Origin of the sequence: Mesorhizobium sp. NZP2077, assembly GCF_013170805.1 — a bacterium.
Classification (GTDB): Bacteria; Pseudomonadota; Alphaproteobacteria; order Rhizobiales; family Rhizobiaceae; genus Mesorhizobium.
The window spans coordinates 4,744,260-4,770,631 of the sequence record NZ_CP051293.1; the positions used below are offsets into that span (position 1 = coordinate 4,744,260).

Here is a 26,372-nt window from a genome sequence, read left to right on the forward strand (position 1 = left end):
CTGATGGCTCGGTTGGCCCGCGAGCCTCAATTATCTCAGCCCTTCGCCAGCAGTGCTTCGACTTCCTGCAATGTCGGCATCGACGGTGCCGTGCCGGGGCGCGTCACCGAAATGCCGGCAACGGCGCAGGCGAAGCGTACAGCCTGCAGCGGCTCCACGCCGCGCGACAGCGCTGCGGCGAAGCCGCCATTGAAAGCATCCCCCGCACCGGTGGTCTCGACGACCGGCCCGGCGCTGATGGCGGGGATATGCTCGGAGCGGTCCTTCGTGTGCAGCAACGCGCCCTTGTCGCCGAGCGTGACGATGACCGTGCCGACGCCCTTTTCGAGCAGCTTGCCGGCGGCGGCGCGAGCGTCATCGACCGAGGAGACTTTCATCCCGGTCAATTCCTCGGCCTCGGTCTCGTTCGGCGTGAGATAGTCGCAGAGCGTGTAGATGCGGTCGGGAAGCTTTGCCGCGGGAGCGGGGTTGAGGATGGTGGTCACCCCTGCTCCGCGCGCGATCTCCAGCGCCCGCATCGCGGCATCGATCGGCTGTTCGAGCTGCGTGACAAAAACGCCGGCGCCACGGATCAGATCGGCGTTGGCCTCGATATCGGCCGGCGAGATCAGCATGGCCGCACCGGGACTGACGATGATGGCGTTGTTGCCGCTGCCCTCCTCGACGAAGATGTAGGCCGCACCCGTATAGCTGTCAGGCGTGTCGATGACGGCGCTCTTCACACCGGCATCCTGCCAGGTCCGCTTGGCCATGTCGGCGAAGGCATCGACGCCAAGCCGGGTCAGGAAGGTGGTGTCGGCGCCGAGCTTGCCGGCGGCAACGGCCTGGTTCGACCCTTTGCCGCCCGGACCCAGCTTGAACGAATTGCCGAGGATCGTCTCGCCCATGCGCGGTTGGCGATCGGCGCGATAGGCGGTGTCGGCGACAAAGACGCCCAATACGATGACAGGCTTGCTGGTGGCCATGCTGCTACTCCGCATCCGGCGGCACGACGCCCTTGCGGAAGGCGAAGCAGCCATAGAAGCGGCGTTCACCGGTCTGGATGACGCAATAGGCCTGCTTGGCGCGCTCGTAGAAGGCGTAGCGCTCGACGGAAATCATCGGCCAGGCCTTGCCTTCGGCCTTGTCGATCTCCTTTTGCACTTCCTTCTGCACCGGCGGAATCTCGTCCGGCTTGCCGACGATTTCCATGCGCGCCGCGGAATCGTCGACGAACGTATCCAGCGGATAAAGCGATAGCACCGCCTTCACCACTTGCGCCGCCGACGCGTCGATGCGCAGCAGCTTGCCGTGCACGGTCCGCTTCGCCACCGAATCCGACGGGAAATTGGTGTCGGCGATGATCAGGTCATCGCCATGGCCCATCGCCCGCAATGCCTGCAGCACGTCGGCATTGAGCAGCGGATTTATGCCTTTGAGCATGATAGTCCTCGTGAAGTCCGTTTGAGATCAGAGACGTTGAGATCAGAGACGCCGAGATTAGAGACGCTTGCCGGTCTCGGCGTCGAAAAGATGGATCTGGTCGAGCCTCGGCTTCAGGGTCAGCGTGTCGCCGGGCTTGAAGTCGTGGCGTTCACGGAACAGTGCCACCATCTCGCCCTCGCCGAAGCGCAGGAACACCAGCGTTTCCGAGCCGGTCGGCTCGACCACCGAAATCTTCGCCGCCACACCATCGGGATAGATCTCCAGATGTTCCGGGCGCACGCCATAGACGACGGCCTGCCCGTCCTGCGCGGCGCTGTTCGGGGCAATCGGGAACAGCGTGCCAGCAATCTCGACGCCCAACCTGTCGCCCTTGCGCATGACCCCCTTGAGCAGGTTCATCGAAGGCGAACCGATGAAGCCGGCGACGAACAAATTGGCTGGCCGGTCGAACAGTTCCAAAGGCGCGCCGACCTGCTCGATGCGGCCGTCGCGCATGACGACGATCTTGTCGGCCATGGTCATCGCCTCGATCTGGTCGTGGGTGACGTAGATCGTGGTGGTCTTCAGGCGCTGGTGCAGTTCCTTGATCTCAGTGCGCATCTGCACGCGCAGCTTGGCGTCGAGATTGCTGAGTGGCTCGTCGAACAGGAACACCTGTGGATTGCGCACGATGGCGCGCCCCATCGCCACGCGCTGGCGCTGGCCGCCGGAGAGTTGCCGGGGATAGCGCTTCAGATAGGGATTGAGGTCGAGGATGTCGGCGGCGCGCTTGACCCGCTCGGCGACCTCGGCCGGATCGGTTTTGCGCAGCTTGAGGGCAAAGGCCATGTTCTGCTCCACCGTCTTGTGCGGGTAGAGCGCGTAGTTCTGGAATACCATGGCGATGTCGCGCTTGGCCGGCGGCAGATGATTGACGACGCGGTCGCCGATGGCGATCGTGCCGCCGGAAACGGTCTCCAGCCCGGCCACCATTCTGAGCAGCGTGGACTTGCCGCAACCCGAGGGGCCAACCAGCACCACGAACTGTCCGTCGGCGATGTCGACGCTGACCTCATGTAGAACCTTGACGGTTCCAAACGCCTTGGCCACCTTGCTGATTGCGACTTGAGCCATCGTCCTCCCTCTCGTTGCGGTGAAGCTAGCCAACGCCAACGGCAAGGGCAAGTCGGTCTCTTATAGATAAAAATCCATTCTCGTTGACACGGCATCCCGTTGTGCGAATAGTGATAGTTGCCAATCCGAACGCCGGACCTTTCACCCGGAAAGCGGAACTCCAGGCGACGCAGGGTGGGGTCCCACGTCCCCGTTTTATCGAGGAGAACCGCCAACGTCTCGGCGTCCGAAATATTGGCATATCAATTCACGGCTTTGTTCTGGGAGGAATGGTAGATGAGAGTCGGTCTTTACGAGAAAATGGTCGGCGCGGGAGCCACCCGGCGCGACATATTGAAGGGTGCGGCCAGCATGGCCGCCATCGCCGCCGCATCCGGCGCCGGGCTTGGCGCGTTCACGCGTCCGGCCTCCGCCGCCAGCGAGCTGCGCACGAAAATCCTGCAGATCCCCGGTGTCGGCAAGGGTCAGCCAACCGACGCCGACTTCCAGAAGGTCGGTGAGCTTTGCCTTGAGGCAACCAAGGCCAACGTCAAGGAAGGCGAATTCGCCGGCGTTGAGCTGACCTTCATGGGTCTCAACAACCAGAACCTGCACAACGTGCTGTTCCGCGGCTTCCTGAAGCCGTGGGAAGCCTATACCGGCGCCAAGATCAGTTGGATCGACCTGGCGCAGGCCGACTACAACGCCCGCCTGCAACAGTCGATCGCCACCGGCACCGTCGACTTCGACATCATCGAGATGGGCGCGCCGTTCGAAGGCGATGTCTGCGGCAAGGGCCTGACGTCAGAGATGCCCGACTGGGTCAAGAAGCAGATCGATTTCGACGACCTGGTCAATTATCTGAAGCCGCCGGTCGGTACCTGGGACGGCAAGCAGTATCGTGTGACCATCGATGGCGACACACACAATTTCAACTACCGCACCGACGTGTTTGCCGATGCCGACCTTGCCAAGCAGTGGAAGGACGGTGGCGGGGCCGGCGAATGGGGCGTGCCGAAGACCTGGCAGCAGGTGCAGGCCGTCACCAAGTTCCTCAAGGGCAAGAAATTCAAGGGCCAGGACGTCTATGGCTATCTTGACGCGCCCAAGCCCTGGGGCGGGTTCGGCTTCTACTTCCTCGGCAGCCGCGCCACGGCCTACGCCAAGCACCCCGACGACAAAGCCTGGCTGTTCGACGCCGATACGATGAAGCCGCGCATCAACAATCCGGCCTGGGTGCGCGCCATCCAGGACGTGATCGACGCGCTGCCCTCCGAACCGGCTGACCAGATCAACGCCGATCCGAACACCACCGGCTTCCAGCAGTTCCTGGCTGGCACCGGTTCGATGATCCCCTGGTGGGGCGACATCGGCTCCAACGTCAAGACCAACGATTCCTCGGTCATCGGCGACGTCACCGGCTTCTCGATCCTGCCGGGTTCGGACGATGTCTACAATTCCAAGACAGGCGCCTGGGAGAAGCTCGCCAGCGGGCCGAACTATTCGCCGAACTGCGCCTATCTCGGCTGGGGCGTCTATGTCATGGCCCGCGTCGACGCCGACGAGAAGAAGAAGAAGGCGGCATGGTCCGCCGCCGCCCATCTCGGCGGCAAGGACCTGTCGATCTGGACGGCGATGTATCCGTCCGGCTTCCAGCCCTACCGCAACTCCCACTTCGATATTCCGGAATGGGTGGCGGCCGGCTACGACGAGGCCTTCATCACTTCCTACCTCAAGTCGGAAGGCGATTCCTACAACCATCCGAACGCGGCGATCGAGCCACGCATCCCCGGCATCTTCCAGTACTATTCCGCCGCCGAGGATATTCTGGCCAACACCTTCGCCGGCAAGATGAAGGCACAGGAAGGCGCCGATGCCATCGCCGCCGCCTGGGAAAAGCTCACCGACCAGATCGGCCGCGAAAAACAAGTCAAGCTCTACAAGGCCTCGCTCGGCCTGGCCTGATCGTAGCGTGAACCTGGGGTCCGGCGACGAGAGCCGCCGCACCCCGTCCTGACCGGCGTGGCCGGTCGCGAAGTGCCTTTTGCAAAACGGACGAGACGCGTGGCTGACCAGACTTTGCCCACCAATGATTGGCCGGCAAACGCCGTCCCATCCGACCTCATCCCGCCAGGCCGCAAACGCCTCGGCTGGGCGCTGATGGCGGCTGCAACGCTCGGCCTGCTGGCAACGATCCTTGTTCAGATCCTTTGCAAGAGCGAAGTCGACACGATCGGCTTCGAGACCTGGCGTCCCGTCGTCTATGCCTATGTGCTGTGGGGCGTGGCGATCGGCATCGGCCAGGTGCTGACGCGTGGCGAGGACGGCCAGCGCGCGCTGTTCCTGCTGCCGGCGCTGCTCTTCACGATCGCCATGGTGATCTTCCCGACGCTGTTCGGTTTCTACATCGCGCTGACCGACTGGAACCTTTCCTCCTTCAGCGGCCGCAGGTTCAACGGGCTCGACAATTTCTGGCAGATGCTGGCCGATCCCTACTATCGCAATGCGCTGTTCAACATGGTTCTCTACGTGCTCGCCGTGCTGGTCGAGTATGTCATCGCCTTCGGCCTGGCGCTGCTGCTCAACGCGCAGATCCGGGCGCGAAAGTTCTTCCGCGTCGTCTTCCTGATGCCGCTGATGCTGTCGCCCGTGGCGGTGTCGTGGATGGTCGGCAAGTCGCTGATGGAATATCGCTTCGGACCGGCAGCCACACTGGCGCGCCATCTCGGCTGGGAAAACCCGGCGTTCTTCTCGGATCCGATCATCGCCCGCATCTCGATCATGGTGCTGGATGCCTGGACCTTCATCCCGTTCATGATGATCATGCTGCTCGCCGGCCTGCAGGCGATGTCACGCGAGATCCTCGAAGCGGCACGGGTCGACGGCGCCAATGCGTGGCAAACCTTCTGGCAGGTCACCTTCCCGCTGATGCTGCCGGTGTCGGTGACGGCGGTCATCCTGCGCATCATCTTCAAGCTGAAGCTGGCCGACATCATCATCACGGTGACATCAGGCGGGCCTGGCGGCGCCACCGATTCCGTCTCCAGTTTCATCTACCGCGAATATCGCGACCGCTCGAATGTCGGTTACGGCACCATGCTGGCGATGGCCTATCTGGTCATCATCGTCGTGTTCGTGACCTGGCTCTTGAAATTCGCCAACCGCTTCGTGCGCAACGTCAACTGAGCGGTGGGATCATGAGCGTTCAAACCACCGAATACACCGTCTCCGAAATCCGCTCGCCGGCGAGCTTCATCACCAGCCGTATCTTCATCTACGGCGCGCTTGTCTTCTGGGCCTTCATCTGCCTGTTCCCGATCTACTGGACGATAACGACCTCGTTCAAGTCGGCGGTCGACGTCACGCAGGGCCATCTCATCCCCTTCATCGACTTCCAGCCGGATTGGAAGGGCTGGCGTTCGCTCGGCCTCTCGCCGGACTCGATCTTCCAGACCTCCACGGTGCGTGACGAGTTCTTCAAGCGCTTCATGAATTCGGTCATCACCTCGGTTGGGGCGTCGAGCCTCGCCATCGTCATCGGCAGCCTCGCCGCCTACGGCCTCACGCGCTACCGCTATCACTTCGCCTGGTTCAAGAACGAGGATATCTCGTTCTTCTTCCTGTCGCAGTTGATCCTGCCGCCCGTGGTGCTGGCATTGCCCTTCCTGGTGCTTTACCGGGAGGTTGGACTGCTCGACACGCGCATCGGGCTGATCCTGCTCTATACGCTGATGGTGCTGCCGATCGTCATCTGGATCATGCGCGACCAGTTCAACTCGATCCCCGTAGAGCTTGAGGAAGCAGCCCTCGTCGATGGGCTGTCGATCTGGGGCGCGTTTTTCCGCATCGTGATGCCGATCGCGCTGCCGGGCATGGTCGCGGCCTTCATCCTCGCGATGGTGCTGTGCTGGAACGAGTATTTCTTCGCCGCGCTTCTGACCTCGACCGACGCCAAGACCATTCCCGTCATGGTAGCGAGCCAGACCGGCTCACAAGGCATCAACTGGTGGTCGATGGCAGCGCTTGCCACGGCCGCGATCGCGCCGCTGGCCGTTATTGGCATCGCGCTGGAACGCTATCTCATCATGGGCATGACCGCGGGAGCCGTGAAGTAGTCATGGCCGGCCCATATTGGTTCGCACGCAATATCCGGGTCGGTTATGTCGGACGCGACCGCTACGGCAAGGGCGTCATGCCCATCGCCTGGCAGGGGCGCGCCGTCGTTGCCGGTTTCGTCGTGGCCATGCTGTTTGGCGGGGTGATCATGCTGCTGATCGGCTTGTACACACGGTTTTTTGCACTCGGCATAGCGATCTACGTCACCCTGGCCTTTGGCGGCGCCGGCACCTTCCTCTGGGCCGTGGTCACCAAAAGCGATCCGGACAAATCGATCGCCGAGTACCGGGCGGAGCGGCAGAAAAACCGGGCTTAAGCCTTCAGGATAGCGCGCAGGTGGTCCAGGATCATGGCGACGCCCTTTTTACCGAGTTCCGCCGAGGCATCCTTGGCATCAGCCGTGTACCAGCCTGTGTTGTCGGCGAAGCGGGCGGCATCGACGGCCTCCGGACATAGCGCCAGCATCAGCGACGTCTCGCCGATGCCGGCATGGTCGAACGGATACTTGCCGTTCATGGCGGCGGGCATCAGCGGATGCACCTGCACCCAGTTGAAGAAATTTTCCCCCGCGGCATGTCCGGCATAATAGTTGGCCATCGTCTCAGAGCCCCACCAGCCCTCGCCGCGCTGCTTCTCGAGGAAACGGAAGATCGCCTGCCTGCCGGCGGTCTTGAAGGCGAGGTCGGTCGGCATGCCGGCGGCGAAGTTTTCCGTCTGGTGATGGATGATGGCGTGGATGTTGCGGAAGCCGACGCGCAACAGGCTGTAGAACAGCTCCTCGCCGAACGGCGCCAACTGATTGCCGCCGACCTGCACCGAGCCTGTGCCTTCAGGCGCCGCCACCGCGTAGCTCGCCGCACCGTAGTGGAAGGATGGCAGGATGACGACGTCCCTCTCCTTCTCGAACAGTTCCAGCGTCTTGATGACGGCCAGCGTGTCCATGCCGACGGCCATGTGCTCGCCATGGTATTCGAGCACGCCGAGCGGCAGGGCGACCGGCCAGTTCTCGGTGATCGCCTTGCGGATCTGGTGCGGCAGCATCAGCTCATAGCGCATGGTCTATTCCATGTTGGTGTGGCGGGCGCGCATGGCTTCGGGCGAGGCACCGGTCAGCGATTTGACCTTCAACACCATCACCTCGAACAGCAGGAACAGCGCGCCTTCGAACACCGAGCCCATCGGCAGCACCGAAGTCTTTTGCGGCCCCTGGTCATTGGCCATGGTCTGCGCCGGGATGAGCAGCGTGAAATCGGCCAGTTTTGCCGCACTACCTTCGGCCTGAGCGGTCAGTAACAGATTGGTCGCGCCGGCTTCGCGCGCGATGCGCATCAAGGTGAGCACCGTCGAAGTTTCTCCCGGTCCGGAACTGGCCAGGAAGACGTCGCCTGGGCCCAGCGGCGGCGTGGCCATGTCGCCGACCACCGAGACCGGCAGGCCGAGATGATAGAGCCGCATGGCGAAACCCTTGACCTGCAAGGCCTCGCGGCCGCAGCCATAGACGACGATCTGCCCGGCATCGGCCAGCAGCTTGCAGGCGGCGTCGATGCGGTCCTCATCCACCCGCGCCAGCACGGCGCCGAGTTCGCTGAGCGCGGTCTTGAACAGATTTTCGCTTCGGTCGCTCACGGCAAAAACATCCTCGAAATCGTCCTGGGATTTTCCACGAACGGCTTGATTTCGTTCATGCTAGCAACCGCGAAAATGCGTGTCCAACACTGCGCGGCGCTTTTGCTTGATCACAGGCATGATAGTGTCATGTCAGACAAATCAGCTCAGACAGATTAACCCCGGGAAACCTGCAGGACATGAAGACACGGCATTTCGACCGCATCGGCAATGGCGGCATCACCTTTACGGAACTCGGCTTCGGCACGGCGCCGCTCGGCAATCTCTACCGCGCCGTTTCGGACGCGGATGCCAATGCCACGCTCGATGCCGCCTGGACGACCGGCTGCCGCTACTACGACACCGCGCCGCTCTATGGGCTCGGCCTGTCGGAAACACGCCTCAACCCGTTCCTGCGCGGCAAGAAGCGCGACGACTATGTGCTGTCGAGCAAGGTCGGCCGCCTGATGCGCGCCTGCCCGCCGGAGCAGCGCACGGGCATCGGCAAGTTCTTCGACACGCCGTCGCGTAGGGAAGTCTACGACTACAGCTATGACGGCCTGATGCGTTCCTTCGAAGCCTCGCTCGAGCGACTCGGAGTCGACCGGATCGACATCCTGTTCGTGCACGATGTCGACATCTTCACCCACGGCAGCAAGCAGGCGTCAGACCAGCGCATCGAGGAATTCATGCGCTCGGGCTATTACGGGTTGCTGTCGCTGCGCGACCAGGGCGTCATCAAGGCGTTCGGCGGCGGCATCAACGAATGGCAGGTTGCCCAGACGCTGGCCGAGCGCGGCGATTTCGACCTGTTCCTGCTTGCCGGGCGCTACACGCTGCTCGAACAGGAGGCACTGACATCGTTCCTGCCGCTCTGCCAGAAGCGCGGCATCGGCATCGTGCTGGGCGGCCCCTACAATTCCGGCATCCTGGCGACGGGACCGAAGCCCGGTGCCTACTACAACTATTCCGAGGCGCCGCAGGACGTGCTGGACCGCGTGGCACGCATCGAGGCGGTCTGCACCCGCCACAGCGTGCGCCTGATCGAGGCTGCGTTGCAGTTCCCGCTGCAGCATCCTTCGGTGGTATCGGTGATCCCTGGCGGCCAACGACCGGCGGAGGTCGAAAGCAACCGGGCGCTGCTCGACGCGAAACTGCCGGCAGCCCTTTGGGCCGATCTCAAGAAGGAAGGCTTGATGCGCGCGGATGCGCCGACCGCATAGCGCGGCTACCATTCGCGTCGGCGTCGAGCCAATAAATGAAAAGCCGGGCGAGCCCGGCTTTTCTGTCTCTGAAAAAGAAAAACGCGCTTAGTTGACTGCGTCCTTGAGGCCCTTGCCGGCCGAAAACTTCGGCACGGTGCGTGCCGGGATCTGCACTTCGGCCCCGGTCTGCGGGTTGCGACCGGTCGAGGCCGCACGCTTTGACACGGTGAAATTGCCAAAGCCGACAAGCCGGACATCGCCGCCCTTCTTCAGTTCGCCGGTGATCACGGAAAATACCGCATCGACCGCCGACTGCGCGTCACCCTTCGAAATGCTCGCGGCGTCGGCGACAGCGGACACCAGTTCGTTCTTGTTCATAAAAATTCCCTTCCATGAGAACACCGGAACTAACGACTCATCCGGCAGGAAACGGACTTTAGAAAGAAGCGTTCCCGCAACCAAGTCGAAAAGGCAGGAAAAAACCGGAAAAAGCCCGGAAATCCGGGGTTTTTCACATGAAAAAGCCGGGCGCGAGGCCCGGCTTTCTGTTTGTGCAGTGCAACCTTAGAAAAAACTAATGCGCAAGTGACTTTCCAGCGTCGTCAACGCTGTCGGTCGCGGCCGGTGGATTGACCGGTTCGACCCATTCGATCGGCTCCGGCATACGCACCAGCGCGTGCCGCAACACCTCGCCGACGCGTGCGACCGGAATGATCTCCATGCCATTCTTCACATTGTCCGGAATCTCCGCCAGATCCTTGGCATTGTCTTCCGGGATCAGCACCTTCTTGATGCCGCCGCGCAGAGCGGCGAGCAGCTTTTCCTTGAGGCCGCCGATCGGCAAGATGCGGCCGCGAAGCGTTATCTCACCGGTCATCGCCACATCGGCGCGGACTGGAATACCCGTCAGCACCGACACGATGGCTGTCGCCATGGCAGCACCCGCGGACGGGCCGTCCTTCGGCGTGGCGCCTTCCGGCAAGTGGACGTGGATGTCGCGCTTGTCGAACAGCGGCGGTTCGATGCCGAAATCGATGGCGCGCGAACGGACATAGGAGGCCGCCGCCGAAATCGATTCCTTCATCACGTCGCGCAGATTGCCGGTCACCGTCATGCGACCCTTGCCGGGCATCATGACGCCTTCGACCGTCAGCAACTCGCCGCCGACTTCCGTCCAGGCAAGTCCGGTGACGACACCGACCTGATCGTCGGCCTCGACCTGGCCGAAGCGGAAGCGCTGGACACCGAGGTAATCGGCGAGGTTCGCCGCCGTGATGCTCACCGTCTTCTTCTTCGTCTTCAGGATCTCGGTCACCGCCTTGCGCCCAAGCTTCATCAGCTCGCGCTCCAGACTCCGGACGCCCGCTTCACGGGTGTAGGTCTGGATGATGGCGCGGATCGCATCCTCGCCGACGGAGAATTCCTTCGGCTGCAGCGCGTGATCGCGGATCACCTTCGGCATCAGGTGCCGCTTGGCGATTTCGATCTTCTCGTCCTCGGTGTAGCCGGCGATACGGATGATCTCCATGCGGTCCATCAAGGGCGCAGGGATGTTCAGCGTGTTCGCCGTCGTCACGAACATCACGCTCGACAGGTCGTATTCGACCTCGAGGTAATGGTCCATGAACGTCGAGTTCTGCTCGGGATCGAGCACCTCGAGCAGCGCCGACGACGGATCGCCGCGGAAGTCCTGGCCCATCTTGTCGATCTCGTCGAGCAGGAAGAGCGGATTGGACTTCTTCGCCTTTTTCATCGACTGGATGACCTTGCCGGGCATCGAGCCGATATAGGTGCGCCGATGACCACGGATCTCGGCTTCGTCACGCACGCCGCCCAGCGCCATGCGGATGAATTCGCGACCGGTCGCCTTGGCGATCGACTTGCCGAGCGAGGTCTTGCCGACGCCGGGAGGGCCGACGAGGCACAGGATCGGCCCCTTCAGCTTCTTCTGACGGCTCTGCACGGCCAGGTACTCGACGATGCGGTCCTTGACCTTGTCGAGGCCGAAGTGATCGGTATCGAGCACGTTCTGGGCATAGGCCAGGTCCTGCTTGACCTTGGAGTTCTTGCCCCACGGGATCGACAGCAGCCAGTCGAGATAATTGCGCACGACGGTCGATTCCGCCGACATCGGCGACATCGTCCTGAGCTTCTTCAACTCGGCTTCCGCCTTTTCGCGGGCCTCCTTGGAGAGCTTGGTCTTCTTGATGCGCGCCTCGATCTCGGCTGCCTCGTCGCGGCCGTCCTCGCCTTCGCCGAGCTCCTTCTGGATCGCCTTCATCTGCTCGTTGAGGTAGTATTCGCGCTGCGTCTTCTCCATCTGGCGCTTGACGCGCGAGCGGATGCGCTTCTCCACCTGCAGGACGGAGATTTCGGCTTCCATGAAGCCCATCGCCTTTTCCAGCCGCTCCTTGACCGAGAGCGTGGCCAGCATTTCCTGCTTTTCAGGAATCTTGATGGCGAGATGCGAGGCAACCGTATCGGCGAGCTTGGAATAGTCGTCGATCTGGCTGGCAGCGCCCACCACTTCGGGCGAGATCTTCTTGTTCAGCTTGACGTAGTTCTCGAAGTCGGTGACGACCGAGCGGGCCAACGCCTCGACCTCGACCTCTTCCTCTTCCGGCTCGACCAACGCCGTGGCGCGGGCTTCGTGGAAGTCGGGACGGTCGGTGAAGGAGACGATTTTCGCACGCGAAGCGCCCTCGACCAGAACCTTGACGGTGCCGTCGGGCAGCTTCAGCAATTGCAGCACATTGGCGAGCGTGCCGATGTCGAAGATGGCATCGGGCTCGGGATCGTCATCGGCGGCATTCATCTGGGTGGCAAGCAGGATCTGCTTCTCCTGACCCATCACCTCTTCCAGCGCCTTGATCGACTTTTCGCGCCCGACAAAGAGCGGAACGATCATGTGCGGAAACACCACGATGTCGCGCAGTGGGAGGACTGCGAAGACGCCGTCGCTGGGAGCCTTGGATATTTTGGCCATTGTCCAACCTTTCATGTCGCGGCCACCATCAGGCCAACCGCGAATCTTATATTAACGACCGGGGATCGTTCCGCCTACCACCGTTTGTGACGGGAGTTTTACAGCACAGAATTCGGCACCTCGGCCTTCCAGTGTTAGGTGGATGCACGCGGGGCAAAGATCAAGAGTTAACATCGCCTGCAAATCCACTCCATCGACGAGGTCGGGTGCCCCTCACAGCAAAACGGCGCCGCAACGGCGCCGTTCCACAAAAATATGGGGTCAGTTGCCATGTCAGGCGCTGACATTGCCCTTCTTTTCCTTCTGTTCGGAGTAGATGTAGAGCGGCCGGGCACTGCCGGTCACCACTTCCTCCGAAATCACCACTTCGCGCACGCCTTCGAGCGCGGGCAGTTCGAACATGGTGTCGAGCAGGATCGCTTCCATGATCGAACGCAGGCCGCGGGCCCCGGTCTTGCGTTCGATGGCGCGCTTGGCGATCGCCGACAGCGCATTCTCGTGGAAGGTCAGGTCGACATTCTCCATCTCGAACAGCCGCTGATACTGCTTGACCAGCGCGTTCTTCGGCTCGGTCAGGATCTGGATTAGCGCCGGCTCGTCGAGGTCCTCAAGCGTCGCCAGCACCGGCAGACGGCCGACGAACTCGGGGATGAGGCCGAATTTCAGCAGATCCTCGGGCTCGACCAGGCGGAAAACATCGCCAGTGCGACGATCCTCCGGCGAAGCGACGATGGCGCCGAAGCCGATCGAGGTCTTTCTACCGCGATCCGAGATGATCTTGTCCAGCCCAGCGAAAGCGCCGCCGCAGATGAACAGGATGTTGGCGGTGTCGACCTGCAGGAATTCCTGCTGCGGATGTTTCCTGCCGCCCTGCGGCGGAACGGAGGCGACGGTGCCTTCCATGATCTTCAGCAGTGCCTGCTGCACGCCCTCGCCCGACACGTCGCGGGTGATCGAGGGATTGTCGGACTTGCGCGAAATCTTGTCGATCTCGTCGATGTAGACGATGCCGCGCTGGGCGCGTTCGACATTGTAGTCGGCCGACTGCAGCAGCTTCAGGATGATGTTCTCGACGTCCTCGCCGACATAGCCGGCTTCGGTCAGCGTCGTTGCGTCAGCCATGGTGAAGGGCACGTCGATGATGCGGGCCAGCGTCTGCGCAAGCAGCGTCTTGCCGCAACCGGTCGGGCCGATCAAAAGGATGTTGGACTTGGCCAACTCGACATCGTTGTTCTTGCCGGCATGCGCCAGGCGCTTGTAGTGGTTGTGGACCGCCACCGACAGCACGCGCTTGGCGTAGGGCTGGCCGATGACATAGTCGTCGAGAACCTTGAGGATCTCCTGCGGTGTCGGCACGCCCTCGCGCGACTTCACCATCGAGGTCTTGTTCTCCTCGCGGATGATGTCCATGCAGAGTTCGACGCATTCGTCGCAGATGAAGACCGTCGGACCGGCGATCAGCTTGCGCACCTCATGCTGGCTTTTGCCGCAAAACGAGCAATAAAGCGTGTTCTTCGAGTCACCGCTGTTGTTGCCGACCTTGCTCATTTTCCTGTCCTTTCATCGCCGCCCGCCGATGGTCTGGCTGAAAGGGCGCATATTCTATCTATCGCGGGAATCCGCCGCCGCCAGTGTCCCGGCTCCCGCAACGTATTCCGTACGAAACACAAATCAGAAAACGTGGCAATGATTCGCAGCAACCCTACACAAAGCTAAGCCGTCGAAAATCAACATAGCCTTAACGTAGGCAATCTCGACCGTCGAGGGAACAGCCAATTGTGGCCGAAATGCCGCAAGACGCGCCAAAAGCGCGTGATGGTGCCATCCAACTGCCACCCAGCCCTTATGCCACAGCGCCTTCCGCCGGCTCGCGCGACGAAATGACCTTGTCGATGAGGCCGAAATCCTTGGCTTCGTCGGCGGTCATGAAATGGTCGCGGTCGAGCGTGCGTTCAATCTCCTCGTAGGTCTTGCCGGTGTGCTTGACATAGACCTCGTTGAGACGGCGCTTCAGCTTGACGATATCCATGGCGTGGCGCTCGATGTCGGAGGCCTGGCCCTGGAAGCCGCCCGACGGCTGGTGGACCATGATGCGGGCGTTCGGCGTGGCGAAGCGCATGTCCTTATGGCCGGCGGTCAGCAGCAGCGAGCCCATCGAGGCCGCCTGGCCGATGCAGAGCGTCGACACGGCCGGCTTGATGAACTGCATGGTGTCGTAGATCGCCATGCCCGAGGTGACGACGCCACCCGGCGAATTGATGTAGAGGTTGATTTCCTTCTTCGGATTCTCGGCTTCGAGGAACAAAAGCTGCGCGCAGACCAGCGTCGCCATGCCGTCCTCGACCGGACCGGTGATGAAAATGATGCGCTCCTTGAGGAGGCGCGAGAAAATGTCGTAGGCCCGCTCGCCGCGATTGGTCTGTTCGACCACCATCGGAACGAGGTTCATGTAGGTTTCGACGGGGTTCTTCATCAGATATCTCTTATCTCGCGGTGGGATTCCGGCGCCGCCGGCAGATCGGGCAGAATCGGGACTGGATCGTTGTTCCGTAGATAGGATGCCGGCTCATCCTTGTGCAAGGCCGACCCGTCCTAGCCATCTGGGTAAGTCGAATCAAGCTTTACGGCCAAGGATTCACGTCGCCGGACGCCTGCGCCGGTCTGCGGCAGCAGGTACCGATCCGCAGCGTAGCAGTTTCTTAACCGCGTCACTTAACGAAATGCGCCGAAACCGCTTTTCTCCGGGGCCGCTTCCCCTACAATTCAACGTTGAACTTGTGCCTGCAGTTCAAACAGGGGGAGTGTCATGTTCAGGAGAAGCGCATCCTTCGCCATTGCCGGGCTGACCATGCTCGGCACGATTTCACAGTCGGCGGCCGGCGGACGCGCCGTGGAATGCTACGAACCGGTCCGAACGCCGGCCGTTTACGACACGGTCTATGAGGATGTGATGGTCAGCCCACCCGGCCAGCAGGTCGACTACACCCCACCCATCTACGGCACGCGCGAACGCGTGGTGATGACCGTTCCGGCACAGGTGAGCTACGAGGTCGTGCCCGCCATCACCCGCACCGTCTACCACACGGTTCAAGTCGACGACGGCGGCTACTCCTGGGAGTGGCGCGTCATCCATGGCCGCCGGGTGCTGTGCAAGACTTGGCACAAGGCCCGTTATGAACGCGTCGCCGAGACGGTGGTGATCCAGCCGGCGCGGACGAGACGTGTCGTCATTCCGGCGCAATACGACCGGATTGCCGAGGAAGTGCTGATACAGCCGGAACAAAGGCGTATTATCGATGTCCCTGCCTCCTACCAGACCGTCGCGCGGCGCGTGGTGGTCAGGGAAGGCTCGTCAGGCTGGCGGCGCGTGCATATTCCCAGGCATTGCCAGGATTAATCCAGGTTCGGCGGACGCTCAGGCCACCTCTGCCCGCAACCATCGCTTCAGGCCAGCGACATCGCCATCACCGACGGCCGCAGCAACGCGCCTGCCGACCGCAGCGCCGAATTTGTAGCCGTGGCCGGAGCAGGCCGAGACGATCAGGCACTTGCCCTTCTCGTGCGCCATGAATTTCTCGTCGGCGGTGAAGGTGTAGGCGCAGGTGACCACTTCGGTCACCTCATACTCCTCGATGCGGGCGATCGGCGGCGAAAACAGGTTGCGGATCGCCTCGCCCTCGCCCGATACCGGGTCGCGGTTCCAATCGGCGTCGCTGGTCGGTACCCTGTGCAAACCTGACCCGAATTTCATGCCGGCGCCGCCGGAGGGCGGGATCACGTAGCCGTCGACAGCACCGCCGACATCGAGGACGACGGGTGCCGCCTCCCAGGCCGCCTTCAAGTCGGCCGGCGGTTCGACATAGGCAAGCGCGGTCCGATAGGTCTTCAGCTCACCGTCCAGTTCCGGAAACAGTTTCAGCACCCAGGCGCCGGCAGCGATGACGATGCGATCGGCCTGCATGGTTTCACCACTGTCGAGCACAATATGGCCGGCCTCGGCATCGACCTCCGTCACCTTACTGTGCTCGTAGACGTTAGCGCCTTTGGCGCGCAGCCACTTTGCGAGGCCGGAGGCGATCTTGCGGCAATGCAGCGCGCCGCCTTCGGTCGAAAAATAGGCATAGCGGAACGACCCGGCTTGCAAAAACGGCCAGCGCTTCACGGCTGCGTCCGGTTCCAGCAATTCAAAAGGGAAATTCCCCTCTTCCAGACCCACGCGGTACTCTGCTGCCTCGTCGCCCGGCTCACGCGAAATGCAGACGAACCCGCGCGCATCGAGGTGGCTTTCGCCGAGATCGGCCCACATCTCGTCCCAGGCCTGATAGGCCTCGGTGATCAGCCGGCCATACCCGCTTCCGGCGCGATAGGCGCGGCGGATGACGCGATGGTGGTCGCCCGACGCCGCCAGCGGATTGGGAATCGGCCCCTGTTCGACGATCGAGACTTTGTGGCCCGCCTTGACCAGCGACCATGCCGTGGAGAGACCGGCAATACCCGCGCCGACAACGATCACATTCATCCGCTTAGACCTTCCGCAGCCGCACCCGTTGCTCAACTCGTGGGTACCGCGCGCCAACATACGGTCTGGAAACGGGCTGGCAAGCCGCGCTATGGGTCTGGCATGACCAAATTGACACTCCCTTACATCGCCTTTGATCCAGCCACCCGCCAGCTGCGGCTCGACCCGCACGAGCCTGCATTCTTCCTCAACCCGTACAAGGCTTATGCGTTCCTGCATGGCATCTCGAACGCGTTTTACTGGGAGGAATTCGGCTTCTGGTGCTTTGGCGGCTTCGACGATGTCAACCGGCTGCTGCGCGACCGCCGCTTCGGCCGCCAGAACCCGGCCGGCATTCCCGACAGTCGCGGCATCGGTCGGGACCGAAGCCATCTCAAGGCGTTCGACGGCATCGAAGCCAATTCCATGCTCGAGCTGGAACCACCGGTGCACACGCGGCTGAGGACACTGGTCAACCGTGCCTTCGTCTCGCGCCAGGTCGAACGACTGCGGCCGCGTGTCGAAGTGCTCGCCAACGAGTTGATCGACCGCTTTGATCCGACCGGCCCCGTCGACCTTTTGCCCGCCTTCGCGGCGCCCTTGCCGATCACCATCATCGCCGAAATGCTTGGCGTGCCGGTCGAGATGGGGCCGCAACTGCTCGACTGGTCACATCAGATGGTCGCCATGTACATCCATGGCCGCACGCGTGAAACCGAAGAGACGGCCAATCGCGCCGCGAGCGAATTTGCCGATTTCCTGCGTGGCTACGTCACCGAGCGCCGCAACAACCCCGGCGACGACCTGCTGTCGCTGCTGATTTCGGCGCAGGAGGACGGCCAGAAACTGTCCGAGGATGAGATGGTGTCCTCGGCCATCCTGCTGCTCAATGCCGGCCATGAAGCGACCGTACACCAGACCGGCAACGCGGTGCGCTCGATCCTGGCGCAAGACGGCGATCCGCGACGCTTCTTCACCTCGGCGGAAGCGACCGCGGCAACGGTCGAGGAATGCCTGCGCTTCGACGCGCCGCTGCACATGTTCACCCGCTACGCCTACCAGGAGATCGAAATTGCGCCCGGCACCGTCGTGCAGCCGGGCCAGACGATCGGGCTTTTGCTCGGCATGGCCAATCATGATCCGCGCGCCTTTGCCGAACCGCAGGCCTTCCGGCCGGATCGGATCGACCAGAAGAACGTGTCCTTCGGTGCCGGCATCCATTTCTGCATCGGCGCGCCGCTTGCGCGGCTCGAACTGCAGGTGTCTCTGAAGACTTTGTTCGAACGGCACCCGCAACTGCATCTTGCCGAACAGCCCCGCTTCCGCGACACTTACCACTTCCATGGGCTGGAAACGCTCGCCGTCGGCTTCTGAACGACCGCGGGCCCGGGGCTACGCGATGAAACTGTTTTCGAGACCGGCGACGGCGTTCGCGTTGGCACTTTTATGCGCCTGCCTTGGGGCGGCGCGTGCCCAGCAACAGCCCGAAAACATCCCGCGGGAAAACAGCGATGCCGTCGCCAGGGCCATGGCTGCCCGCCTGCTCGAACGCCAGACCGGCGCGGCTGTGCCGGCGGACAGGTTTTGGGCGTATGAGGCCGACTTCAACCTCGACGGCCTGTCGGAAATCTACGCCTTCGTCGCGGATCCCGCCTGCGACGGCATGAAATGCGGGCTTTTCCTGTTCGTGCTGGAGGGCGAAAGCTACCGTGAGGTTCTCGGTGACATTCCGGGTGCGAGGCTGACGCCTCCAGACAAGGTCGCGCTTGGTGCTTTCAAGCGCAATGGCTTTTTCGACCTGCAACTCGACCAAAGGCTGTTCGGCTGGACGGGCGACCACTACGCGGATGTATCGACCTTCCCCGCCACGTCGCTCGACGGAGCTGTCTTCATCGCGGCCTGCCAAAAAAGCAAGTCCAGCGAACAGCCCGAAGCCGGCGAGGCCGAACGGATTGCCGGCGAATGCCAATGCCAGCTCAACCGGCTTCAGGCGCTCGGCTTCGCGCAAGCCGAGCTTGACCAATATGCCGCCTCTCTGGGCGAAAATTTTGAGTATTCCGGCGGCGGCAAGGAAAAGGCCTGGCAGGCCACGACGGCGCAGGCAAGCGATGTCGCAACCGGTTGCGACGTCGTCAGCGGCAAGAGCCAGTGGCAACCGGCTTACTTCAACCATGGCGACCAGCCGCAGCAGAGGCTCGATTTCGACGGCTTCATCGCCGCCTGCCCGACCCAGGATTTCATCCTGACCAACCACAAGGTCGGCTCGCCGGACCGCGCTCTCAGCCTTTGCGGCTGTCTCGCCCGGGAAATGCCGTCCCAAGGTGTCACCCAGGAAGGACTGGACCTGTTGACGCGATACTATCGCGATGAGATATCCGATGTGGATGTGGAGGCGCAGGACGCCGACGTCCTGGCCTTCCACGACAAGGCGTCGGAAGCGTGCCTCAGCCAGTTTCCGGCGAAGTGATCACAGCTTGATTACATACTCCTTGCGAGTCGTTTCAAGCACTTCCCAGCTGCCCTTGAAGCCCGGCCTCAGCACGAAACTGTCGCCGGACTTGACGGTGCGCGCTTGCCCACCGTCCTCCGCGATCACCGAAACGCCGGACAGGATATGGCAGAACTCCCATTCGTCGTAGACGATGCGCCACTTGCCGGGAGTCGATTCCCAGATGCCGGCATAAAGGCCGCCGTCCCGCTCCTCGACATTCCAGGTGCGGAATTTCGGATCGCCCGTGATCAGGCGATCCGGCGCCGGCGCGCCAGATTCCGGTTCGACGGCTTTGGTATCGACTGCAAGAAACGCGGTCATCAGCAATCACACCTTGGCGAGCGCCTGTTCGAGGTCTGCGACGATGTCGTTGACATCCTCGATGCCGATGGAAAGCCGCACGGTGTCCGGTCCTGCACCAGCCTTGACCTTCTGCTCGTCGGACAGCTGGCGATGCGTGGTCGAGGCGGGGTGAATGACCAGCGATTTGGTGTCACCGACATTGGCCAGATGCGAGAACAGTTCCAGTGCCTCGACGAACTTGACGCCGGCGTCATAGCCGCCCTTGAGGGCGAAGGTGAACACGGCGCCGGCGCCAAGTGGCGAGTACTTCTTCTGCAGCGCATTGTTCTTGTCGCTTGGCAGGCCAGGATAGTTCACCGAGGACACCTTGGGATGGTTGGACAACCAGGCGGCAACCGTCACGGCGTTGTCGCAGTGACGCTGCATGCGCAGCGGCAAGGTTTCGAGGCCAGTCAGGATGAGGAAGGCGTTGAAGGGCGAGATCGCCGGGCCAAGATCGCGCAGGCCGAGCACGCGCGCGGCAATGGCGAAAGCGAAATTACCGAAGGTTTCGTGAAGCACCAAGCCGCCATATTCGGGGCGCGGTTCCGACAGCATCGGGTATTTGCCCGATTTCGACCAGTCGAAGGTGCCGCCATCAACGATGGCACCACCGATCGAATTGCCGTGACCGCCGATGAATTTGGTCAGCGAATGGACGACGATATCGGCGCCGTGCTCGATCGGCCGAATCAAATAGGGCGAGGCCAGCGTGTTGTCGACGATCAGCGGCAATCCGTGCTTACGCGCGATGTCGGCGATCTTTTCGATATCGACAAAGGTGCCGCCCGGATTGGCCAGGCTCTCGATGAAGATCGCCTTGGTCTTGTCATCGATCTGGTTCTCGAAGGTCGAGATGTCGTTGGTGTCAGCCCAGCGCACCTCCCAGCCATAATTCTTGAAGGCGTGGCCGAACTGGTTGATCGAGCCGCCATAGAGCTTGTTGGCGGCGACGAAATTGTCGCCCGGCTGCATCAGATTGTGGAACACGATCACCTGCGCGGCGTGGCCGGATGCGACTGCAAGGGCAGCCGTGCCGCCTTCGAGAGCCGCAACGCGCTCTTCGAGCACCGCCTGGGTCGGGTTCATGATACGGGTGTAGATGTTGCCGAACGCCTTCAGCCCGAACAGCGAGGCGGCGTGATCGGCATCGTCAAAGACGAAGGAGGTCGTCTGATAGATCGGCGTGGCGCGCGCGCCGGTGGCCGGGTCGGGCTTGGCGCCGGCATGGACGGCGAGCGTGTTGAAACCGGGCGAACGGGTCACTGAAACCTCCCTTTGAACCTTCTCGAATTGGCCGGGCATTCTTGGCCAAGGCCGCGCATGAATGTAAAGAAGAAAATACCTTTCGGCGCCAATCCTTCGCTCTCACCGCAGGATAATGCGGCATTTAGCAGAATAATTTTGCGCCTTTGCGTCTTGGCTATTTCTGCCGCACGCCAAAACTCTGAAAACCCTGGCGCATCAGCGGCTTCTTTGACGACAGGACGCCGGAATTGACACCGGTCCAGCCGATCTCGCCGGACAGTTTGCCATATTCGATCTTTGGGCAGCGGTTCATCACCACCTTGATGCCGGCTGCCTCGGCACGCGCGGCCGCGTCGTCATGGCGCACGCCAAGCTGCATCCAGATGACTTTCGGCAAGGGATCGAGCCGTAACACCTCGTCGACAACGCCGGGCACTGCCGTCGCGGCGCGAAAAATGTCCACCATATCGATCGGCCCGGGAACATCGGCGAGGCTGGCATAGGTCATCTGGCCGAGGATTTCCTTGCCGGCCTGGCCAGGATTGATCGGAACCACGGAAAAGCCCTTGGCCAAAAGATATTTCAATACGAAATAGCTTGGCCTGACGTCATTGGCGGACGCACCGACCATGGCGATGGTCTTCACCGAATTGAGGATGCCGCCGATGTAGGTGTTGTCGTAACTATCGTGGTTCATGCCTCGTCCTCATACAACGCCTCGGCGAGAAAACCATCCGGGTCATTGCTGAAATCGCGCAACATGCGGAAGTGGTCGGTATCACGAAAGTCCGCGGGATCGAGCCCGAACCGGCTGATCCGGAACAGCCGCGCGCCGGGACAAGCCATCAACAGCGGCGAGTGCGTCGCCATGATCACTTGCGCGGTGCCCGACTGGTCCATGCGCCGCAGCATCTTCAGCAGTTCGATCTGGCGCGACGGCGACAGCGTGCTCTCGGGCTCGTCGAGGATGTAGATGCCTTGCCGGCGGCAGCGTTCCTCGAAAAAGCGAATAAACCCCTCGCCATGCGACCAGGACAGGAAGTCCGGCGGCGGTGGCTTGAAGGGATCTTCCAGCGCTGCCTGGTCGAGGTAGCGGGCAACGGAATAGAAAGATTCGGCACGAAAGAACCAGCCGGCAGTGACTTTTGGCAGCCAGCGGCCCCTAAACGCGTTCGCCAGTACGGCGCCGCTCTTGTCGATGGCGATGGAATGGTCGACCGGGCGGTAGCCTTTGCCGCCGCCGGCCTCGTCATAGCCGGCCAGCGCGCCAATCGCCTCGATAAGCGTGGATTTACCGGTGCCGTTTTCGCCGACGATGATGGTGATCGGCGTGGTGAATTCGAGTTCGAATTCGCGGCCGCGAAACAGCGGCGGCAGGTTCCAGGGGTATTTTTCCCAGTCCGACACCCGCTCCGGATCGAGCAGGATACGCTTGAGATAGGGCGCCTTGAGCCGTGTCAGCTGCTTGCGGTAGGCCATCACCCAGGCAGCGAAATCGTGCCGTCTTCCGCGATCGGAAAGGCCGGATTGTGCGCCACTTCCCAGACATGGCCGTCGGCGTCGGCGAAATAGCCATACCAGCCGCCCCAGAAGGCGCGACCGGCCGGCTTGACGATGCGGCCGCCGGCCTTTTCCGCCATGGCGAGCACCTCATCGACTTCGGCGTCGGAGCGGGTGTTGTAGGCGAGATAGACGGCGGACGGCGCCTTGGCGAAGGCGAGCCCCGCATCCTCCTCGGCGCTGGCGCGCGGAAACAGGCCAAGAATGGCACCGCCCATCTGGAAGAAAGCGACACCGTCGGTGATGCCGGCATGGCGTTTCAGGCCCATCGCTTCGTAGAAGCGCACAGCACGGTCAAGATCGTCCGTCGCGATCGTGATGATGGAGATGCGCGGTTCCACGATTACTCGTCAGTCCATTCCGGCTTGCGCTTGCCGATGAAGGCGCCGATGCCCTCATCCGCATCGCGCGCCAGCATGTTCTCGACCATGATGCGGCCGGTATAGGCATAGGCATCCGCCAGCCCCATTTCGGCCTGCGCGTAAAATGCTTCCTTGCCGGTCTTGACCACCAAGGATGATTTGGAAGCAATGGTTTGCGCGTATTTGGTGACGATCTGATTCAGGTATTCGCGCGGCACGACACGGTTGACCAGGCCGAAGTCCTTGGCGGTTGCCGCATCGATCGTCTCGCCGGTCAGGAGCATCTCCATCGCCTGCTTGCGCGAGACGTTGCGCGACAGCGCCACCATTGGCGTCGAGCAGAACAGGCCGATATTGACGCCCGGCGTACAGAAGGTCGCCTCATGCGAAGCGATCGCCAGGTCGCAACTCGCGACCAATTGCAGCCCGGCGGCAGTCGCCAGGCCGTCGACTTCGGCAATCACCGGCAATGGATAGCGCACGATCGCCTGCATCAGCGCGGCGCAAGCGGCAAAAGTCTCTTCGAAGAAGGCCTTGCCGCGATCGGCATCGGCACGCCGCGCGGTCATCTCCTTGAGATCATGGCCGGCGCAGAACACTTTTCCCGCCGCCGACAGCACGATCACTCGAACAGCCTTGTCGGCCTTGGCGCGTTCTAGTTCCGCCGTCAGAGCCGCCATCACCGCCAACGACAAAGCGTTGGCGGGTGGATTGGCGATCGTCAGGCGCAGCACGCCCTTGCCCAGTTGTGCGACAACCGGACCTTCAACTGCAGCAGGCTTGATGGCAAGGATTTCGGCCATGGCTAAGGTCTCCACGATTCCGCACGGGCTGGCAGACTATCTAATATCGGATCGGGTTTCATCCAACACCCATCGCTTGCGCCAGGAGGATTGAAGGTGTTGCCAGAAACACTCCGCTGCGCTCATACAGGCCGGGAGCAAAACGAGAGACCGACATGCCCGCGCAGACCAACCTCAAGCCGGTGCTGACGGCAGCGCAAGTCAATGCCCTGATGGCGACTGTGTTTCCGCAACTCAACGAGAGTTCCGCTGCCTATGAGGCGATCGACGTGTTTTCCGGGGGCTGCATCGTACGGCTCAATGCCGATAAGCGGCATCTGCGTCCCGGCGGAACGGTGTCGGGCCCAGCCCTGTTCACGCTGGCCGACATTGGCGGCTATGTCTGCGTGCTCAGCCATGCCGGCCCTGATGCGCTTTCGGTCACCACCAACCTCAATATCAACTTCGTCCGCAAGGCCGAGGCCGGCCCGATCGACGGCCATTGCAGCATCCTGAAGCTGGGAAAGAGCCTGATGGTGTTCGACATCGACATCGTCGCCGGCCCGGACGGGCACACGATCGCGCATGCGACAGGCACCTATTCGATCCCGCCGAAGCGGCCATAACGATTGGACTTCTGGGCAATGTGTATTTATATGCGCATGGGTGATTTTTGGTCGAACGTGACAGCCGCAAGATCGTAAAGCGCCTCAAGGAGGACGGTTTGAGCTGATTTCCGTGCGTGGCTCGCACCATAAATTTCGCAAGGGCGAGATCGTGTTGATCGTTCCATATCCCGAGAAGGATTTGCCAACCGGTACTGCTCGCGCGATCGCCACGCAGGCTGGCTGGATCAGATAGGCTGACGCGTCCTGGAGATCATAATGAAGAACTATTTCGCCTTGGTCGACAAAGATCCCGACAGCGCGTTCGGTATCCGCTTTCCCGACATTCCGGGCTGCTTTTCGGCTGCGGACGTTGCGGAAGACATCGTACCCAACGCAGTTGAAGCTTTGCAATTGTGGGCGGAGGACATGCCCGTTCCAGAACCGTCCAGCCACGAAGCGATCGTCGCCCTCCCCGACATACGCAACGCGCTTGCCGAAGGCGGCTATCTGGTCTCGGTGCCGCTCATCGACAATGACAGCGCCGTGGTCAGGGCGAACGTAACTTTCGAGCGCGGCGTTTTGCGGGCGATCGACGCCGCGGCACGCGAGCGTGGTATTACGCGATCGGCGTTCCTTTCGAGCGCTGCTCGCAGGGAAATCGAAGCAAAGCATTGAGATTGTCCGGGAGCCGGCCACAGATCGATGTGGTAAAATAATACCTTTTGCACAAGTGTCTGTTTTTGTTGAATTTTTCTTGATGGCAGCCCTTTCAATCGCCTTGACGCGGTCACTCCCCTCGCCTATAAGCCCTCACGAAGCAGCGGCCCGCAACGGCCGCCGTTTTGTAATTGGCGCCTCATCGCCAATCCAAGCAACAAGAAACGCCTTCGCTTTGAAGGTCAGAACCGAGAGCAGAAAACATGACAACCTTTTCGCAGAAGCCTGCGGATGTGGTGAAGAAGTGGATCCTGATCGACGCCGAAGGTCTCGTCGTTGGTCGTCTCGCCACTGTCATCGCCAATCATCTTCGCGGCAAGCACAAGCCGACCTTCACCCCGCATGTCGACGACGGCGACAACGTCATCGTCATCAATGCCGACAAGGTGGTGTTCACCGGCAAGAAGTTCACCGACAAGGTCTATTACTGGCACACCGGCCACCCCGGTGGCATCAAGGAGCGCACCGCGCGCCAGCTGCTCGAGGGCCGTTTCCCCGAGCGTGTCGTCGAGAAGGCCGTTGAGCGCATGGTCCCGCGTGGTCCGCTCGGCCGTCGCCAGATGAAGAACCTGCGTGTCTATGCAGGCGCCGAGCATCCGCATGTCGCCCAGCAGCCAGAAGTCCTCGACGTGGCCAAGCTGAATTCCAAGAACAAGAAGGTCGCATAAGATGGCTGAGCTTTCCTCGCTCGCAGAACTGGGCGCCGCCACCGGCAACACCAATACCCAGCCGGCAGCCCCCGTCCACGTCCAGAAGCTCGACAAGTCGGGCCGCGCCTATGCCACCGGCAAGCGCAAGAACGCCATTGCGCGCGTCTGGGTGAAGCCGGGTTCCGGCAAGATCGTCGTCAACGACAAGGAATTCGCGACCTATTTCGCGCGTCCGGTCCTGCAGATGATCCTCAACCAGCCGATCATCGCCTCCAACCGTGCCGGCCAGTACGACATCGTCGCCACCGTCGTCGGCGGCGGCCTTTCCGGCCAGGCCGGTGCGGTTCGTCACGGCATCTCCAAGGCGCTGACCTACTACGAGCCGGCGCTGCGCGCCGTGCTCAAGAAGGGCGGCTTCCTGACCCGCGACAGCCGCGTCGTCGAGCGCAAGAAGTACGGCAAGGCGAAGGCCCGCCGTTCCTTCCAGTTTTCCAAGCGCTAAAGAGCGCTTGGGGCCAAGTTCTCGAAGCGCCAAACGCTTCGCAGTTTCGGACAATCGAAAAGGCCGCCTCCGGGCGGCCTTTTTACATGGCGCATCCCTATCCGGCGGAATGATCTGCGTCGCGGATGAACAGGAATGCGCAGACTGCCGCGAACGGCACGACAAACGCCTGCCCGGCCCAGT

28 protein-coding genes and 1 pseudogene are annotated in these 26,372 nt (G+C 61.9%); 13 read left to right on the top strand and 16 right to left on the bottom strand.

Annotated features, from left to right (window positions below; all coding sequences use genetic code 11):
- Positions 1-35 precede the first annotated feature (35 nt).
- The 3 genes from rbsK to ugpC are packed head-to-tail and all read right to left on the bottom strand — an operon-like array spanning position 36 to position 2,538.
- The gene (rbsK, locus tag HGP13_RS23785) at positions 36-965 is read right to left on the bottom strand and encodes a ribokinase (RefSeq protein ID WP_172229519.1); all 930 of its coding nucleotides are present in this window, start codon (positions 963-965) and stop codon (positions 36-38) included.
- Between the two features lie 4 nt (positions 966-969).
- The gene (locus tag HGP13_RS23790) at positions 970-1,422 is read right to left on the bottom strand and encodes an RbsD/FucU family protein (protein WP_172229521.1); all 453 of its coding nucleotides are present in this window, start codon (positions 1,420-1,422) and stop codon (positions 970-972) included.
- A gap of 57 nt (positions 1,423-1,479) precedes the next feature.
- The gene (gene ugpC / locus HGP13_RS23795; RefSeq protein ID WP_172229523.1) at positions 1,480-2,538 is read right to left on the bottom strand and encodes a sn-glycerol-3-phosphate ABC transporter ATP-binding protein UgpC; all 1,059 of its coding nucleotides are present in this window, start codon (positions 2,536-2,538) and stop codon (positions 1,480-1,482) included.
- Between the two features lie 276 nt (positions 2,539-2,814).
- Here ugpC and HGP13_RS23800 point away from each other — a divergent pair, with 276 nt between their 5' ends.
- From HGP13_RS23800 to HGP13_RS23815, 4 genes are all read left to right on the top strand, one after another.
- Positions 2,815-4,482: a sugar ABC transporter substrate-binding protein gene (locus HGP13_RS23800; protein ID WP_027042385.1), complete on the top strand. Its 1,668-nt coding sequence runs from the start codon at positions 2,815-2,817 to the stop codon at positions 4,480-4,482.
- Positions 4,483-4,581: 99 nt separating this feature from the next.
- Positions 4,582-5,703, top strand: coding sequence for a sugar ABC transporter permease (locus tag HGP13_RS23805; protein ID WP_172229525.1), 1,122 nt, complete (start codon positions 4,582-4,584; stop codon positions 5,701-5,703).
- Between the two features lie 11 nt (positions 5,704-5,714).
- Positions 5,715-6,632, top strand: coding sequence for a carbohydrate ABC transporter permease (locus tag HGP13_RS23810; protein ID WP_027028598.1), 918 nt, complete (start codon positions 5,715-5,717; stop codon positions 6,630-6,632).
- A 2-nt stretch (positions 6,633-6,634) separates the two neighbouring features.
- On the top strand, positions 6,635-6,949 hold the full coding sequence (locus HGP13_RS23815) for a hypothetical protein (protein ID WP_172229527.1): 315 nt from the start codon (positions 6,635-6,637) through the stop codon (positions 6,947-6,949).
- On the opposite strand, the gene HGP13_RS23820 is transcribed toward HGP13_RS23815, so the two are convergent.
- Positions 6,946-7,689, bottom strand: coding sequence for a creatininase family protein (locus tag HGP13_RS23820; RefSeq protein ID WP_172229529.1), 744 nt, complete (start codon positions 7,687-7,689; stop codon positions 6,946-6,948). The two genes, HGP13_RS23815 and HGP13_RS23820, sit on opposite strands and share 4 nt — an antisense overlap.
- A 3-nt stretch (positions 7,690-7,692) precedes the next feature.
- A complete protein-coding gene (locus HGP13_RS23825; protein ID WP_172229531.1) occupies positions 7,693-8,259 on the bottom strand; it encodes an SIS domain-containing protein in 567 nt (188 codons plus the stop codon).
- Between the two features lie 179 nt (positions 8,260-8,438).
- Between HGP13_RS23825 and HGP13_RS23830 the strand changes: the two genes are divergently transcribed.
- Complete coding sequence (locus HGP13_RS23830; protein WP_172229534.1) at positions 8,439-9,461, top strand: aldo/keto reductase; 1,023 nt, start codon at positions 8,439-8,441, stop codon at positions 9,459-9,461.
- An 87-nt stretch (positions 9,462-9,548) separates the two neighbouring features.
- On the opposite strand, the gene HGP13_RS23835 is transcribed toward HGP13_RS23830, so the two are convergent.
- The 4 genes from HGP13_RS23835 to HGP13_RS23850 form a co-directional block, all read right to left on the bottom strand.
- Positions 9,549-9,821 carry an HU family DNA-binding protein gene (locus HGP13_RS23835; protein ID WP_023798342.1) on the bottom strand — a complete coding sequence of 91 codons (273 nt, stop codon included), beginning with the start codon at positions 9,819-9,821 and terminating at the stop codon, positions 9,549-9,551.
- A 196-nt stretch (positions 9,822-10,017) separates the two neighbouring features.
- The gene (gene lon / locus HGP13_RS23840) at positions 10,018-12,429 is read right to left on the bottom strand and encodes an endopeptidase La (protein WP_172229536.1); all 2,412 of its coding nucleotides are present in this window, start codon (positions 12,427-12,429) and stop codon (positions 10,018-10,020) included.
- 273 nt (positions 12,430-12,702) lie between these two features.
- On the bottom strand, positions 12,703-13,977 hold the full coding sequence (clpX, locus tag HGP13_RS23845; RefSeq protein ID WP_023759839.1) for an ATP-dependent Clp protease ATP-binding subunit ClpX: 1,275 nt from the start codon (positions 13,975-13,977) through the stop codon (positions 12,703-12,705).
- Positions 13,978-14,272: 295 nt separating this feature from the next.
- Positions 14,273-14,902 carry an ATP-dependent Clp protease proteolytic subunit gene (locus tag HGP13_RS23850; protein ID WP_135900786.1) on the bottom strand — a complete coding sequence of 210 codons (630 nt, stop codon included), beginning with the start codon at positions 14,900-14,902 and terminating at the stop codon, positions 14,273-14,275.
- 333 nt (positions 14,903-15,235) lie between these two features.
- Between HGP13_RS23850 and HGP13_RS23855 the strand changes: the two genes are divergently transcribed.
- A complete protein-coding gene (locus HGP13_RS23855) occupies positions 15,236-15,826 on the top strand; it encodes a hypothetical protein (protein ID WP_172229538.1) in 591 nt (196 codons plus the stop codon).
- An 18-nt stretch (positions 15,827-15,844) separates the two neighbouring features.
- Here HGP13_RS23855 and HGP13_RS23860 read toward each other — a convergent pair whose 3' ends face one another.
- Positions 15,845-16,948, bottom strand: a complete 1,104-nt coding sequence (locus HGP13_RS23860) for an FAD-dependent oxidoreductase (protein ID WP_172229540.1) — start codon at positions 16,946-16,948, stop codon at positions 15,845-15,847.
- A 102-nt stretch (positions 16,949-17,050) separates the two neighbouring features.
- Between HGP13_RS23860 and HGP13_RS23865 the strand changes: the two genes are divergently transcribed.
- Together HGP13_RS23865 and HGP13_RS23870 are read left to right on the top strand one after the other, a co-directional pair.
- Positions 17,051-18,301: a cytochrome P450 gene (locus tag HGP13_RS23865; RefSeq protein WP_172229542.1), complete on the top strand. Its 1,251-nt coding sequence runs from the start codon at positions 17,051-17,053 to the stop codon at positions 18,299-18,301.
- A 25-nt stretch (positions 18,302-18,326) separates the two neighbouring features.
- A complete protein-coding gene (locus HGP13_RS23870; protein ID WP_172229544.1) occupies positions 18,327-19,394 on the top strand; it encodes a hypothetical protein in 1,068 nt (355 codons plus the stop codon).
- On the opposite strand, the gene HGP13_RS23875 is transcribed toward HGP13_RS23870, so the two are convergent.
- The 6 genes from HGP13_RS23875 to HGP13_RS23900 all read right to left on the bottom strand — a co-directional run bounded on the left by HGP13_RS23875 (position 19,395) and on the right by HGP13_RS23900 (position 23,733).
- Positions 19,395-19,739 carry a cupin domain-containing protein gene (locus HGP13_RS23875; RefSeq protein ID WP_172229546.1) on the bottom strand — a complete coding sequence of 115 codons (345 nt, stop codon included), beginning with the start codon at positions 19,737-19,739 and terminating at the stop codon, positions 19,395-19,397.
- Positions 19,740-19,745: 6 nt separating this feature from the next.
- Positions 19,746-21,026 carry an O-acetylhomoserine aminocarboxypropyltransferase gene (locus HGP13_RS23880; protein ID WP_172229548.1) on the bottom strand — a complete coding sequence of 427 codons (1,281 nt, stop codon included), beginning with the start codon at positions 21,024-21,026 and terminating at the stop codon, positions 19,746-19,748.
- 157 nt (positions 21,027-21,183) lie between these two features.
- Positions 21,184-21,705: a CoA-binding protein gene (locus HGP13_RS23885; protein ID WP_172229550.1), complete on the bottom strand. Its 522-nt coding sequence runs from the start codon at positions 21,703-21,705 to the stop codon at positions 21,184-21,186.
- Positions 21,702-22,487, bottom strand: coding sequence for an AAA family ATPase (locus HGP13_RS23890; RefSeq protein WP_172229552.1), 786 nt, complete (start codon positions 22,485-22,487; stop codon positions 21,702-21,704). The genes HGP13_RS23885 and HGP13_RS23890 overlap by 4 nt, the downstream gene beginning before the upstream one ends.
- Positions 22,487-22,909: a VOC family protein gene (locus HGP13_RS23895; protein ID WP_172229554.1), complete on the bottom strand. Its 423-nt coding sequence runs from the start codon at positions 22,907-22,909 to the stop codon at positions 22,487-22,489. Before HGP13_RS23895 ends, HGP13_RS23890 begins: the two co-directional genes overlap by 1 nt.
- A gap of 2 nt (positions 22,910-22,911) precedes the next feature.
- Positions 22,912-23,733, bottom strand: a complete 822-nt coding sequence (locus HGP13_RS23900) for an enoyl-CoA hydratase (protein WP_172229555.1) — start codon at positions 23,731-23,733, stop codon at positions 22,912-22,914.
- A 155-nt stretch (positions 23,734-23,888) separates the two neighbouring features.
- Here HGP13_RS23900 and HGP13_RS23905 point away from each other — a divergent pair, with 155 nt between their 5' ends.
- The 5 genes and pseudogenes from HGP13_RS23905 to rpsI all read left to right on the top strand — a co-directional run bounded on the left by HGP13_RS23905 (position 23,889) and on the right by rpsI (position 26,189).
- Positions 23,889-24,338 (top strand): PaaI family thioesterase, encoded by a 450-nt coding sequence (locus HGP13_RS23905; protein WP_172229556.1) that lies wholly within the window; start codon positions 23,889-23,891, stop codon positions 24,336-24,338.
- A 47-nt stretch (positions 24,339-24,385) separates the two neighbouring features.
- Positions 24,386-24,573: pseudogene (locus HGP13_RS23910) on the top strand (type II toxin-antitoxin system HicA family toxin).
- A gap of 23 nt (positions 24,574-24,596) precedes the next feature.
- Positions 24,597-24,995, top strand: coding sequence for a type II toxin-antitoxin system HicB family antitoxin (locus HGP13_RS23915; RefSeq protein WP_172229557.1), 399 nt, complete (start codon positions 24,597-24,599; stop codon positions 24,993-24,995).
- A gap of 245 nt (positions 24,996-25,240) precedes the next feature.
- A complete protein-coding gene (rplM, locus tag HGP13_RS23920; protein ID WP_010915638.1) occupies positions 25,241-25,705 on the top strand; it encodes a 50S ribosomal protein L13 in 465 nt (154 codons plus the stop codon).
- A 1-nt stretch (position 25,706) separates the two neighbouring features.
- Positions 25,707-26,189 carry a 30S ribosomal protein S9 gene (gene rpsI / locus HGP13_RS23925; RefSeq protein WP_027042360.1) on the top strand — a complete coding sequence of 161 codons (483 nt, stop codon included), beginning with the start codon at positions 25,707-25,709 and terminating at the stop codon, positions 26,187-26,189.
- Positions 26,190-26,372 lie beyond the last annotated feature (183 nt).